The sequence below is a fragment of the Micromonospora sp. Llam0 genome, assembly GCF_003751085.1.
Taxonomy (GTDB): Bacteria; Actinomycetota; Actinomycetes; order Mycobacteriales; family Micromonosporaceae; genus Micromonospora_E.
The window spans coordinates 1,332,096-1,343,920 of record NZ_RJJY01000001.1 but is presented as its reverse complement, the minus strand read 5'-3'; the positions used below and the strand labels follow the sequence as shown (position 1 = coordinate 1,343,920).

The 11,825-nt window shown below is 72.5% G+C and carries 10 protein-coding genes; 5 read left to right on the top strand and 5 right to left on the bottom strand.

The window, feature by feature from the left end:
* Nucleotides 1-9: 9 nt before the first annotated feature.
* A complete protein-coding gene (locus EDC02_RS06080; protein ID WP_123601099.1) occupies nucleotides 10-942 on the bottom strand; it encodes a phosphatidylinositol mannoside acyltransferase in 933 nt (310 codons plus the stop codon).
* Nucleotides 939-1,586: a phosphatidylinositol phosphate synthase gene (pgsA, locus tag EDC02_RS06075; protein WP_123604550.1), complete on the bottom strand. Its 648-nt coding sequence runs from the start codon at nucleotides 1,584-1,586 to the stop codon at nucleotides 939-941. Before pgsA ends, EDC02_RS06080 begins: the two co-directional genes overlap by 4 nt.
* A gap of 313 nt (nucleotides 1,587-1,899) precedes the next feature.
* Here pgsA and EDC02_RS06070 point away from each other — a divergent pair, with 313 nt between their 5' ends.
* Nucleotides 1,900-4,026: an elongation factor G-like protein EF-G2 gene (locus EDC02_RS06070; protein WP_123601098.1), complete on the top strand. Its 2,127-nt coding sequence runs from the start codon at nucleotides 1,900-1,902 to the stop codon at nucleotides 4,024-4,026.
* Nucleotides 4,027-4,049: 23 nt separating this feature from the next.
* Here EDC02_RS06070 and EDC02_RS06065 read toward each other — a convergent pair whose 3' ends face one another.
* The gene (locus EDC02_RS06065) at nucleotides 4,050-4,526 is read right to left on the bottom strand and encodes an HIT domain-containing protein (RefSeq protein WP_123601097.1); all 477 of its coding nucleotides are present in this window, start codon (nucleotides 4,524-4,526) and stop codon (nucleotides 4,050-4,052) included.
* Between the two features lie 115 nt (nucleotides 4,527-4,641).
* Nucleotides 4,642-6,699 (bottom strand): threonine--tRNA ligase, encoded by a 2,058-nt coding sequence (gene thrS / locus EDC02_RS06060; protein WP_123604549.1) that lies wholly within the window; start codon nucleotides 6,697-6,699, stop codon nucleotides 4,642-4,644.
* Nucleotides 6,700-6,933: 234 nt separating this feature from the next.
* On the opposite strand from thrS, the gene EDC02_RS06055 reads away from it, so the two are divergent.
* The 4 genes from EDC02_RS06055 to EDC02_RS06040 all read left to right on the top strand — a co-directional run bounded on the left by EDC02_RS06055 (nucleotide 6,934) and on the right by EDC02_RS06040 (nucleotide 10,772).
* Nucleotides 6,934-8,076 (top strand): class I SAM-dependent methyltransferase, encoded by a 1,143-nt coding sequence (locus EDC02_RS06055; RefSeq protein WP_233605766.1) that lies wholly within the window; start codon nucleotides 6,934-6,936, stop codon nucleotides 8,074-8,076.
* Nucleotides 8,077-8,200: 124 nt separating this feature from the next.
* Entirely contained in the window at nucleotides 8,201-8,890 is a 690-nt protein-coding gene (locus EDC02_RS06050; RefSeq protein ID WP_123601096.1) for a response regulator transcription factor, read from the top strand.
* A gap of 29 nt (nucleotides 8,891-8,919) precedes the next feature.
* Complete coding sequence (locus tag EDC02_RS06045) at nucleotides 8,920-10,317, top strand: HAMP domain-containing sensor histidine kinase (protein ID WP_123604547.1); 1,398 nt, start codon at nucleotides 8,920-8,922, stop codon at nucleotides 10,315-10,317.
* A 236-nt stretch (nucleotides 10,318-10,553) separates the two neighbouring features.
* Entirely contained in the window at nucleotides 10,554-10,772 is a 219-nt protein-coding gene (locus EDC02_RS06040) for a hypothetical protein (RefSeq protein WP_123601095.1), read from the top strand.
* Here the strand turns inward: EDC02_RS06040 and EDC02_RS06035 are convergent.
* Entirely contained in the window at nucleotides 10,751-11,764 is a 1,014-nt protein-coding gene (locus EDC02_RS06035; RefSeq protein ID WP_233606345.1) for an adenosine deaminase, read from the bottom strand. The genes EDC02_RS06040 and EDC02_RS06035 overlap by 22 nt on opposite strands.
* Between the last annotated feature and the right edge of the window lie 61 nt (nucleotides 11,765-11,825).

Sequence of the window (11,825 nt, the reverse complement as noted above, 5' to 3'; positions counted from 1 at the left end):
GGCCCCCGCTCATCCCGGCCCGGTGGCCGCGCTGCCCGACCGGTCCCGGTCGGGGTCGGGCCGCTCGTCCAGCCACAGCCGCTGCATCATGTGCCAGTCCTGCGGGTGGCGGGCGATGCCGACCGCCAGCCGGTCGGCGATCTGCTGGGTCAGCAGGCGGACCCGCACGTCCAGCGGGCCGACCGACGGGTCGGGCAGCGGCACCGGCCCGTCCAACGCGCCGTGTGCGCGGTCCGGTTCGAACCACATGGTGGTGACGTAGAGCGGGGCTCCGGTACGCAGCGCGAGCAGCGCCGGGCCGGCCGGCATCCGGGTCCGGCCGCCGAAGAAGGTGACCTCGACACCTCGGGCGGACAGGTCACGGTCGGCCAGCAGCGGCACGACGTGGCCGGCGTCGAGCCGGTCGAGCAGGACGTCGAACGGTGGCCGGGGACCGCCGGTGGCCGGGATGATCTCCATGCCGAGGCGTTGCCGGACGGCGACGAACCGGTTGTAGACGCCTTCGGGTCGCAGCCGTTCGGCGACCGTGGTCAGCGGCCAGCCGTTGGCCGCCACCCAGGCACCCGCCGCGTCCCAGTTGCCGGCATGCGGCAGCGCCACCACCGAGCCGCGCCCGGCGGCCACGTTCGCGGCGAGCATCTGCGCACCGGCCAGGTGGAAACCGGCGAGCCGCTGCTGTCGGCTGAGGGACGGCAGCCGGAACATCTCCATCCAGTACCGGGCGTACGAACGCACCGCGTCCCGGGTGAGCTGGTCGAACTCGGCCGCCGGCAGATCCGGGCCGACCACCCGGCGCAGGTTGGCGGCGAGCCGGCGCACCGACGCCGCGCCGCGCCGGTGCGCCCGGTCGGCGCCGACGCGGAACAGGGCGGCGGCGGCCGGCCGGGGCAGCGTCCGGATCAGCCGCCAGGCCGCCGCGTAGCCGAGCTCCACCGGGGTCACGCGTCCACGCCCTGCGCCGTCTGCCGGGGGCCCGCCGCGGCGGCGGTCTGCTGGTGGACGTGGGCGATCCGCTGCCAGACCGTCACCAGCGACAGTGCGGCGAGCAACCAGAGCGCGGCCGGCAGCCCCCAGCTGACACCGAGGCCGCTGAGCAGGCCGCCGACGCCGACCAGGATCAGTCGCTCGGCCCGTTCGGCGACGCCGACGTTGCAGGTCATCCCGAGCCCTTCGGCGCGTGCCTTCACGTAGGACACGATGCCGCCGGCGACCAGGCAGATCAGCGCCGCGACCGCACCCGCCCGGTTGCCGCTGACCGCGAGCCAGTACGCCACCGAGCCGAAGATCGCCCCGTCGGCGACCCGGTCCATGCTCGAGTCGAGGAAGGCGCCGAAGGTGCTCGATCCGCCGCGTAGCCGGGCCATCGTGCCGTCCAGCACGTCGGTCAGGGCGGACAGCGTGACGATCACCAGACCGGTGATCAGGTGGCCGCGGGCGCCGAAGCCGATCGCCCCGACGAGCACACCGACGGTGCCGGCGACCGTGACCGCGTTCGGCGATATCCCTGCGCCGAGCAGTCCGCGGGCTACCGGCTCGATCACCCGGGTCATGCCCGCGCGGACGGACACTCTGAAGATCTTCGCCATGGCGGTCCCACGATAACGGTCGACGGAAAGGGTCGGCACGGTGGCCACGAACGTGAACCGGTGGCGGTCACCTCGCGCGCCGGACTTGTGTACGGCGCGTCGCGGGTGTGGGATCGACACGTGAACGTGAGCGAGCTCACCCGGGCACGGTTCACGTTACCGAGCAGGTCCCGCCCGCCTGAAGATGTCGCCGCGGATTCACCCCGCGGTCATCCTCTGCGGCCCCGGCCGAAGCCCAGCCGGCTTCGGAACGCCCAGCCGGGCCCGCAGCGCGGTCGCCCCACCCAGTCAGGCAGCCAGGAGGTGCGCAGTCATGGCGCAGAAGAACCACGACAGAGGGCCCGCCGGGTCCGTTGCGGTGGTCACCGATCCCAACCGGATCCGCAACGTGGTGCTGGTCGGGCACTCCGGTGCCGGCAAGACCACGTTGATCGAGGCGTTGCTGGCCGCCACCGGGACGATCAGCCGGGCGGGGCAGGTCCCGGACGGCACGACGGTCTGCGATCACGACCCGGCCGCAGTGCGCCAGCAACGGTCCGTCGCGTTGACCTGCGCGCCGCTGTTCCACCGCGACATCAAGGTCAACCTGTTGGACACCCCGGGGTACGCCGACTTCGTCGGCGAGCTGCGGGCCGGGCTACGCGCCGCCGACGCCGCGCTGTTCGTGGTCTGCGCGGCGGACGGGATGGACGCGGCAACCGCCACGCTGTGGGAGGAGTGCGCGGCGGTCGGCATGCCCCGGGCGGTGGCACTCACCCGGCTCGACCATCCGCGCGCCGACGTCGACGAGACCGTCGCGTTGTGTCAGCGGGTCTTCGGCGACAACGTGCTGCCGCTGCACCTGCCGATGCTCGCCGACGACGGGGTGGGCATCGCCGGGCTGCTGGACCTGCTCGCCCGGCAGGTACTGGACTACTCGACCGGCCACCCCCCGCAGGTGCGGGAGCCGGATCCGGAGCATCTGCCGGCGATCGCCGAGGCCCGCAACGAACTGATCGAGGGGATCATCGCCGAAAGCGAGGACGAGACCCTGCTCGACCGGTACCTCGCCGGCGAACAGCTCGACCCGAAGATGCTGGTCGACGACCTGGAGACGGCGGTGGCCCGGGGCCACTTCCATCCGGTGCTGCCGGTCTGCGCCCACACCGGGGTCGGGCTGGACGCGCTGCTGTGGCTGTTGACCGCCGCGTTCCCGGCGCCGCCCGAGCACACCCTGCCGGCGGTGACCGGGCTGGACGGCACGCCCCGGCCGCCGCTGGGCTGCGACCCGGCCGGTCCGCTGGTCGCCGAGGTGGTCCGGACCACCGTCGACCGGCACGTCGGCCGGGTGTCGCTGGTCCGGGTCTTCTCCGGCACGCTGCGCACCGACCGTACGGTGCACGTGGCCGGGCACGGCCTCAGCCAGCGGGGCCACCCCGACCACGACGTCGACGAACGGGCGGCGCACCTCTACAGCCCGCTGGGGGCCCAGTTGCGGGAGGTCGAGGTGTGCGTCGCCGGGGACATCTGCGCGTTGACCAAGTCGGGCAGCGCGGAGACCGGTGACACCATCTCCGCAGCCACGGATCCGCTGCTGGTCGAGCCGTGGGAGATGCCGGAGCCGCTGCTGCCGGTGGCGGTCGTCGCCCGTACCCGGTCGGACGAGGACGCGATGGCCCGCAACCTGGGCCGGCTGGTCGCCGGTGATCCGACGCTGCGGCTGGAACGCAACGCCGAGACCCGCCAACTGGTGCTCTGGTGCATGGGCGAGGCGCACGCCGACGTGCTGTTGGACCGGCTGCGCTCCGGCGGCGTCGAGGTGGACGTCGAGCCGGTGCGGGTGCCGCTGCGGGAGACGTTCACCGCGACGGCCCGGGGGCACGGGCGGCACGTGAAGCAGTCCGGCGGACACGGGCAGTACGCGGTGTGCGACATCGAGGTGGATCCGCTGCCGGAGGGCAGCGGGTTCGAGTTCGTCGACCGGGTGGTCGGCGGGGCGGTGCCGCACAACTACATCCCGTCCGTGGAGAAGGGCGTACGGGCGCAGATGGACCGGGGCGTGGTCAGCGGACATCCGGTGGTCGACCTGCGGGTGACGCTGGTGGACGGCAAGGCACATCCGGTCGATTCGTCGGACGCGGCGTTTCAGACCGCCGGCGCGCTGGCCCTGCGGGACGCGGCCGGCACCGGCCGGCCGACGCTGCTGGAACCGGTTGACGCGATCATGGTGCGGGTGCCGAACGGTGCGGTCGGGGCGGTGCTCGGCGACCTGGCCGGCCGGCGTGCCCGGGTGCTCGGCACCACCAGCGACGACGACTCCGGCGACCGGACGGTGATCCGCGCCGAGGTGCCGGCGACCGAGCTGCTGCGGTACGCGGTGGAGCTGCGCTCGATCACCGGAGGTGCCGGCACGTTCCGGCGGGCGTTCGCCCGCTACGAGCCGGCACCGACCAGCCGGTAACGGCCGGGCCGGGCGTGGCCGGTTCAGTCGGCCGGCCACGCCCCGCTGAACAGGTCACGGGTGTCGGCGAGCAGCTGCGGCAGCACCTTGGTACGGCCGATCACCGGCATGAAGTTGGCGTCCCCGCCCCACCGGGGCACCACGTGCTGGTGCAGGTGGGCGGCGATGCCGGCACCGGCGACACCACCCTGGTTCATCCCGATGTTGAAGCCGTGCGCGCTGCTCACGGCGCGGACCACCCGCATCGCGGTCTGGGTGAACTCGGCCAGCTCGGCGGTCTCGGCGCGGTCCAGCTCCGGGTAGTCGGCGACGTGCCGGTAGGGGCAGACCAGCAGGTGACCCGGGTTGTACGGGTAGAGGTTGAGCACGGCGAACACCCGCTCGCCCCGGGCCACCACCAGGCTCTGCTCGGCCGGCCGACCGGGGGCCAGGCAGAACGGGCAGCCGGTCGGCGAGTCGTAGCCGTCGTCGGGCCGGTCCGCACCGGAGATGTACGCCATCCGGTGCGGTGTCCAGAGTCGTTCCAGGCCATCCGGGCCCGGTTGTCCGGTCGTGCCAGTCACCCCATGATCGTACGGGCTCGGCCCGACCGGACTCACCCGACGGCGACCCGGCTCACTGCCCGTCGGGCCCCGTCGGGCCGTCGGACCCCGCCTGACCGTCGGTTACGGTCGCGGTCGGGTTGACGTTGGTCCGGGACCGCACCACGTCGACGACGTGGGCCACCGCCTCGGCCAACGGCACACCGTTACGCTGCGAACCGTCGCGGTAGCGGAAGGAGACGGTCCCGGCCGACACGTCGGCGTCACCGGCGATCGCCATGAACGGCACCTTCTGCTGCTGGGCGGTGCGGATCTTCTTCTGCATCCGGTCGTCGGAGAAGTCCACCTCGGCCCGGATACCCTCGGCGCGCAGCATGGCGACGAACTCGGCCAGGTAGCCGCCGTGGTCGGTGCGGATCGGGATGCCGATCACCTGCACCGGCGCCAGCCAGGCCGGGAACGCGCCGGCGTAGTGCTCGGTGAGGATGCCGAAGAACCGCTCGATCGACCCGAACAACGCCCGGTGGATCATCATCGGCTGCTGCCGGGTGCCGTCGGCGGCCTGGTACTCCAGGCCGAACCGCTTCGGCTGGTTGAAGTCCAGCTGGATGGTGGACATCTGCCAGGTCCGGCCGATCGCGTCACGGGCCTGCACCGAGATCTTCGGGCCGTAGAAGGCCGCGCCGCCCGGGTCGGGCACCAGCTCCAGCCCCGAGTCGATGGCCGCCTGCCGCAGGGTCTCGGTGGCGTCGGCCCACTCGGCCGGGTCGCCGATGAACTTGTCCGAGTCGTCGCGGGTGGACAGCTCCAGGTAGAAGTCGTCGAGGCCGTAGTCCCGCAGCAGATCGAGCACGAAGGCGAGCAGCGAGCGCAGCTCGCCGGGCATCTGCTCCCGGGTGCAGTAGATGTGCGAGTCGTCCATGGTCAGCCCGCGCACCCGGGTCAGCCCGTGCACCACGCCGGACTTCTCGTAGCGGTAGACGGTGCCGAACTCGAACAGCCGCAGCGGCAGCTCCCGGTACGACCGCCCGCGCGACCGGAAGATCAGGTTGTGCATCGGGCAGTTCATCGCCTTGAGGTAGTACTGCGCGCCTTCCATCTCCGCCGGCGGGAACATGGTGTCGGAGTAGTACGGCAGGTGCCCCGAGGTCTCGAACAGCTGGGACTTGCTGATGTGCGGGGAGTAGACGAACTCGTACCCGGCCTGCTCGTGCCGGCGGCGCGAGTAGTCCTCCAGCTCCCGGCGGATGATGCCGCCCTTGGGGTGGAACACCGCCAGCCCGGAGCCGATCTCGTCGGGGAAGCTGAACAGGTCGAGGTCCGCGCCGAGCTTGCGGTGGTCGCGACGGGCGGCCTCGTCTAGCAGTTTCAGGTACGCCTTGAGCGCGTCCCGGGTCGGCCAGGCGGTGCCGTAGATCCGCTGCAGCTGCGGGTTACGCTCGGATCCCCGCCAGTACGCCGCCGCGCTGCGCATCAGCTTGACCGCGCCGATCAGCCGGGTGGACGGCAGGTGCGGACCCCGGCACAGGTCCGACCAGCAGGTCTTGCCCGAGGCCGGGTCGAGGTTGTCGTAGATGGTCAGCTCGCCGCCGCCGACCTCCATCACCTCGCTGGCGTCGAAGTCGGCGGTGCCCTTGACGTCGACCAGCTCCAGCTTGTACGGCTCGTCGGCGAGTTCCGCGCGGGCGGCGTCGAGGTCGGCGAACCGCCGCCGCCGGAACCGCTGCCCGGACTTGATGATCTCCTGCATCCGCTTTTCCAGCTTGTCGAGGTCCTCGGGCTGGAACGGCCGGGCCACGTCGAAGTCGTAGTAGAAGCCGTTGGTGATCGGCGGGCCGATGCCCAGCTTGGCCTCCGGGAACAGGTCCTGCACCGCCTGGGCGAGCACGTGCGCGGTGGAGTGGCGCAGCACGGCGAGCCCGTCCGGGGAGTCCAGGGCGACCGGTTCGACGCCGGTGTCGGCGTCCGGCGACCAGTCCAGGTCGCGCAGGGTGCCGTCGGGGTCGCGGACCACGACGATCGCCTTCGGTCCGTTCACCGGCAGACCGGCGGCGGCGATCGCGTCCGCGGCCGTGGTCCCGGCCGGGACCACGACGGGTTCGGCCTGGGGACTGGCTGCGCTTGCGGACACGACGGGCTCCTCACGGTCGGTGGATCGGTGCGTACGGTGGATCGGTGGATCGGTGGATCGGTGGATCGGTGGATCGGTGGATCGGTGGTCCGGCACGGGCCGGCCGGCGACGGTGCTCCGACGGCCCGGGCGGGCCCGGCCGGCCATGATGCTATCGCCCCCCGTCGGTGTGACCGGGTGTCGGTCCTGTTGCAACGCCTGACGTCGACCCGGTTCCGGCGTTAGATTGACGCCGTGGCTGCCACCGACATGGTCGGCGCTCTGCGGCGCCGGTACGACTCATTTTTCGCCAGCCGGCGGCCGGTGCCGTTCGCCGTACTGGACGTCGCCGGAACGGAGCACCGCTTCGGCCCGGGCGATCCGCAGTTCACCATCGCCGTGCGCCATCCCCGGGGCGCCCGGGCGCTGGCCGCGTTGGACCAGTTCGCGGTCGCCGTGGCGTACCTGCAGGGCTGGCTGGACGTGGAGGGTGACCTGTCCGCCGCGCTGCGGATGCGGGCGTTCTTCACCGATCTGCATCCGGTGGCCCGGTTCTCCGGTGTGTTCACCGGGCTGCTGCGCGGCCGGCGGGAGGACGACCGGCGGGCGATCTCCCACCACTACGACTCCGAGTCGGAGTTCTTCCTGACCTTCCTCGACACCCGGCACCGCTGCTACACGGAGGGCGTGTTCGCCGCCGACGACGAGCCGCTCGAGGACGCGATGACCCGCAAGATGGACCTGGCGCTGGAGGCGATCGGGGTCAAGCCGGGTGACCGGGTGCTGGAGGTCGGCGGTGGCTGGGGTGCGTTCGCCGAACACGCGGCCCGGCACGGCATCGAGGTGACCACCACGACCCTGTCGCGGGAGTCGGAACGCTACCTCGTCGACCTGTTCGAGCGGGAGCAACTCGACGTACGGGTGGTGCGTCAGCACATCTTCGGCTTCACCGACGAGCGTCGCTACGACGCGATCGTCAACATGGGGGTGACCGAGCACCTGCCGGACTACCGCCGCAGCCTGCGCAAGTACGCGGAGCTGCTCAGGCCCGGCGGGCGCGTCTACCTCGACGCGCTGGCGATGCGGCGCAAGCACGTCGCGTCGGCGTTCATGAAGCGCTACATCTATCCGGGCCGGTCCGCGCCGCTGCTGCTGCACCAGTATCTGCGGCACGTCGCCCGCTCCCCGTTCGAGCTGTGCAGCATCGCCGACGACCGGCACAACTACTACCTGACCTGCCGGGAATGGGCCCGGCGGCTGGACGCCGCCCGGGACGAGGTGGTGCAGCGCTGGGGGGAGCCGATGTACCGGCGGTTCCGGATCTTCCTGTGGGGGTCGGCGGCCGGCTTCGACACCGGGCTGGTGCAGGCGTACCGCTGGGTGTTGCGGCTGCCCTGAGCCGTCGCGGCCGGCGTGGGTCGCACCGACCGCCGTCGACGGGACCGCGGCGTACGTCGGGCTGCGCCACCGTGCGCGGCCGGCGCGGGCACCACCGACTTGCCAGGGGCAGTACGGTCGTGAGGTGGCTACGGTGCTCCTGGTCGAAGACGACCACGTTGTGCGCGGCGCCATGTTGCGCTCGCTGGCCGACCGCGGGCACGCGGTCCATGCGGTCGGCACCGCCCTGGACGCGTTACGCCGGGTCGCCGCGGAAACCCCCGACCTGGTGGTTCTCGACCTGGGTCTGCCGGACCTGGACGGGTCGGACGCGTTGCGGATGCTGCGCGGCATCACCGACGTGCCGATCATCATCGCCACCGCCCGCGACGACGAGCAGGCGATCGTCCGGCTGCTGCGGGCCGGGGCCGACGACTACATGGTCAAGCCGTTCACCGGCGCGCACCTGGACGCCCGGATCACCACGGTGCTGCGCCGGGCCGGCCGGGCGAGCCGGTCGGTGCCGCCCGCCGTGCACCAGGTGGGCGGGCTGCGGGTCGACGTCGGCGAACGCAGCGCCACGCTGGACGGCGAGGCCTTGGCGCTGACCCGCAAGGAGTTCGACCTGCTGGCCTATCTGGCCGCCCGCCCAGGTCGGGTAGTGTCCCGCCGGGAGCTGTTGGAGGAGGTATGGCGGCAGCCGTCGGTCGGCGAGGACCAGACCATCGACGTGCATCTTTATTGGCTTCGCCGCAAAATGGGCGAATCCGCAGCGAAGCCGCGCTACCTGCGCACCGTGCGGGGGGTCGGCTTCCGGCTGGTGGTACCGGACTGAGGTTGGCACTGGCCTACCTCGGGGCCGGCATGGCTTCGATCATCGCGTTGGTCTTCCTGATCCCGCTCGGCCTGCAGCTGCAGCGGGAGACCCGTGAGCAGGCACTGGCCGACGCGGCCCGGCGTGCCGCCGTGGTACGCGGCGCGTTGGCGGTCAGCAACGACCCGGAAGGGGTCCGTCGGGCCGTGGCCGGTCTCGGCGAGAGCACCGACCGGCAGCCGGTGGTGCACGGGCTCGACCCGGCCGGCACCGTACGGGCGACCAGCCAGCAGGTCACCGAGGCCGCCGCCGGCACCGGGCCGACGGTGGTGGCGACCGACGGCGGGGTGCTGCACCTGGAGCCGGTCACTGTCGGTGACGCGGTCACCGTCGTCGAGGTCTTCGTCGCCGACGGCGAGCTCAACCGGGGTGCGGCCGGCACCTGGCTGCTGCTGGTCGGCATCGCCGCAGGCCTCGTCGTCTGCTCGGTCATCGTCGTGGACCGGATCGCCGCGCGCGCTGTCGCCGCGGCGAAAGGGCTGGTCGAGGCGGCGATGGCGGTCGGTGACGGGGATCTGGCGGTACGCATCCAGCCTGACGGGCCGCGCGAGCTGGCCGAGGCCGGGTACGCGTTCAACCGGATGGCGGACCGGCTGGTCACCTCCCGTACCGACGAACGTGAACTCGTCGCCGACCTGTCCCACCGGCTACGCACCCCGCTGACCGTGCTGCGGCTGGACGCCGACGCGCTCGACTCCGACGACACCAGCGTCGGCTCGTTCAGCGAGGCCGAGCTGGACCGGCGGCGGACGATCCGCCGGATCCGTCAGGCGATCGTCACCCTGGAGGGCGAGGTCGACGTTCTGATCAACACGACCCGTAAGACGGTCACCCAGGAGGTCGGCCAGGGCAGCTGCGACGTCGCCGAGGTGGTCCGCGACCGGATGGTCTTCTGGTCGGCGTTGGCCGGCGACCAGAACCGGCCGTACAACGTGATCGGCGCGCAGCTGCGGACCCCGGTGCCGGTGCCCCGGGCCGAGCTGGCGGCCGCGCTCGACGCGGTGCTCGGCAACGTGTTCCGCTACACACCGCAGGGCACCGCGTTCGAGGTGGCGGTGTCCCGCCGGGACGGGTACGTGGCGATCCGGGTCGACGACGCCGGGCCGGGCATCGCCAATCCGGACCGGGCACTGCGGCGCGGGGCCAGCGACCAGGGCTCCACCGGGCTCGGCCTGGACATCGCCCGGCGGGTGGCGTTGCAGGCGAACGGGTCGGTCAGCCTGGACCGGGCCCGGCTCGGTGGGGCGAGCGTGGTGATGCTGCTCGCCGACGCCGAGGCCGCCCCGCCCCGCCCGGTGAGCCGGTTCGGGCTGGTCGGCCGGCTGGCCCGGGAACGCGACCGGGAGCGGGAGCGGGGCCGCACCCGTCGCCGGCCGACGCCGCGCTGACCGGCAGATCACGGCCGGGTCTTCGCCGGCACAAGTATTCCTTAGGTCTGGATTAACGTCGTTCCGCACGCCCCGCGCCGGATGGCAGCATCTGCTCCGAACCCATCGGCGTTCCTGGACGACTCACCCGCAGTACCGTCCCGAATCCCCAGTCCAGGGACGCTTGCGCGCGGCGGGGCCCGGTCCCCAACACCGACGTCCCGCCGCGCGCCCACCCTGGACAGAGGCAGGTCGACGTGTCACCGTCAGCCGCTGCGCCGCCGCCGGCCGCTGAGCCACCGTCGGGTACGTCCGCCATCGGGTCACCGCCCGCTGGGTCACCCACCGTCGACGAGGACGGGCCCGCGCCGATCACCGCCCGGCAGGTGCTGCGCTGGGTGACGGTGATCGGCGCGCTGGTGGTCGCGGTCCTCGCCTGCTGGCAGGACCCGGGCTACGCCGCCTGCGTCAGGTAGCCGTCGATCTCGTCCCGCAGCCGCCGCTGCTCGGCGGCCGGCAGGAACGAGGCGGTCACCGCGTCACGGGCCAGGCCGGCGAGCTGCTGCGGGCCGGCCCTCAGCAGGGACGCGGCCACCGCGTACTCCTGGTTGAGGCTGGTGCCGAACATCGGTGGATCGTCGGAGTTGATCGTCACCAGCAGACCGGCGGCGACCATGTCGGCGAGCGGGTGCGCGGCCAGCTGCGGCACCGCCCCGGTCCGCAGGTTGGACGTCGGGCACACCTCCAGCGGAATCCGCCGCTCCGCCAGGAACGCCATCAGCTCCGGGTCCCGCACGCTGGACGTGCCGTGGCCGATCCGCTCGGCGCCCAGTTCGCGCAGCGCGTCCCAGACCGTCTCCGGACCGGTGGTCTCCCCGGCGTGCGGCACCGAATGCAGCCCGGCCGCCCGGGCCTGGTCGAAGTACGGCTTGAACTGGGGCCGGGGGACGCCGATCTCCGGCCCGCCCAGACCGAAACTGATCAGACCGTCCGGGGCCTCGTCGAGGCAGATCCGCAGCGTCTCCTCGGCCGCCGGCAGCCCCGCCTCCCCCGGTATGTCAAAACACCAGCGCAGCTCGATACCGAAGTCGGCGCGGGCCCGTCGCCGGGCGTCCTCGATCGCCGCGCAGAACGCGGGCGCGGCAATGCCGCGCCGTACGTGCGAGTACGGCGTCACCGTCAGCTCGGCGTACCGGACCTGCTGGGCGGCCAACTCGCGGGCCACCTCGTGGGTGAGCACCCAGACGTCCTCGTCGTCGCGGATCAGATCGACCACGCTCAGGTAGATCTCGACGAAATGGGCGAAGTCGCGGAACACGAAATAGTCGGCCAACGCGGCCTCGTCGGCGGGGACCGGGGACCGCCCCTCGTGCCGCTGGGCCAGCTCGGCGACGATCCGCGGCGACGCCGACCCGACATGGTGCACGTGCAACTCGACCTTCGGCAGCCCGGCGATGAAGTCCGACAGCGCGGGCGCAGCCTCCGACAGCGTGGGCGGAGACGACGGTTGCTGGCTCACCGTGGCGTTC

Excerpts from the sequence above, each read along its gene's own strand:
- EDC02_RS06045 (WP_123604547.1), top strand. The coding sequence starts at position 8,920 with ATGGCTTCGATCATCGCGTTGGTCTTCCTGATCCCGCTCGGCCTGCAG.
- EDC02_RS06065 (WP_123601097.1), bottom strand. The coding sequence starts at position 4,526 with ATGGCGTACATCTCCGGTGCGGACCGGCCCGACGACGGCTACGACTCG.
- pgsA (WP_123604550.1), bottom strand. The coding sequence starts at position 1,586 with ATGGCGAAGATCTTCAGAGTGTCCGTCCGCGCGGGCATGACCCGGGTG.
- EDC02_RS06070 (WP_123601098.1), top strand. The coding sequence starts at position 1,900 with ATGGCGCAGAAGAACCACGACAGAGGGCCCGCCGGGTCCGTTGCGGTG.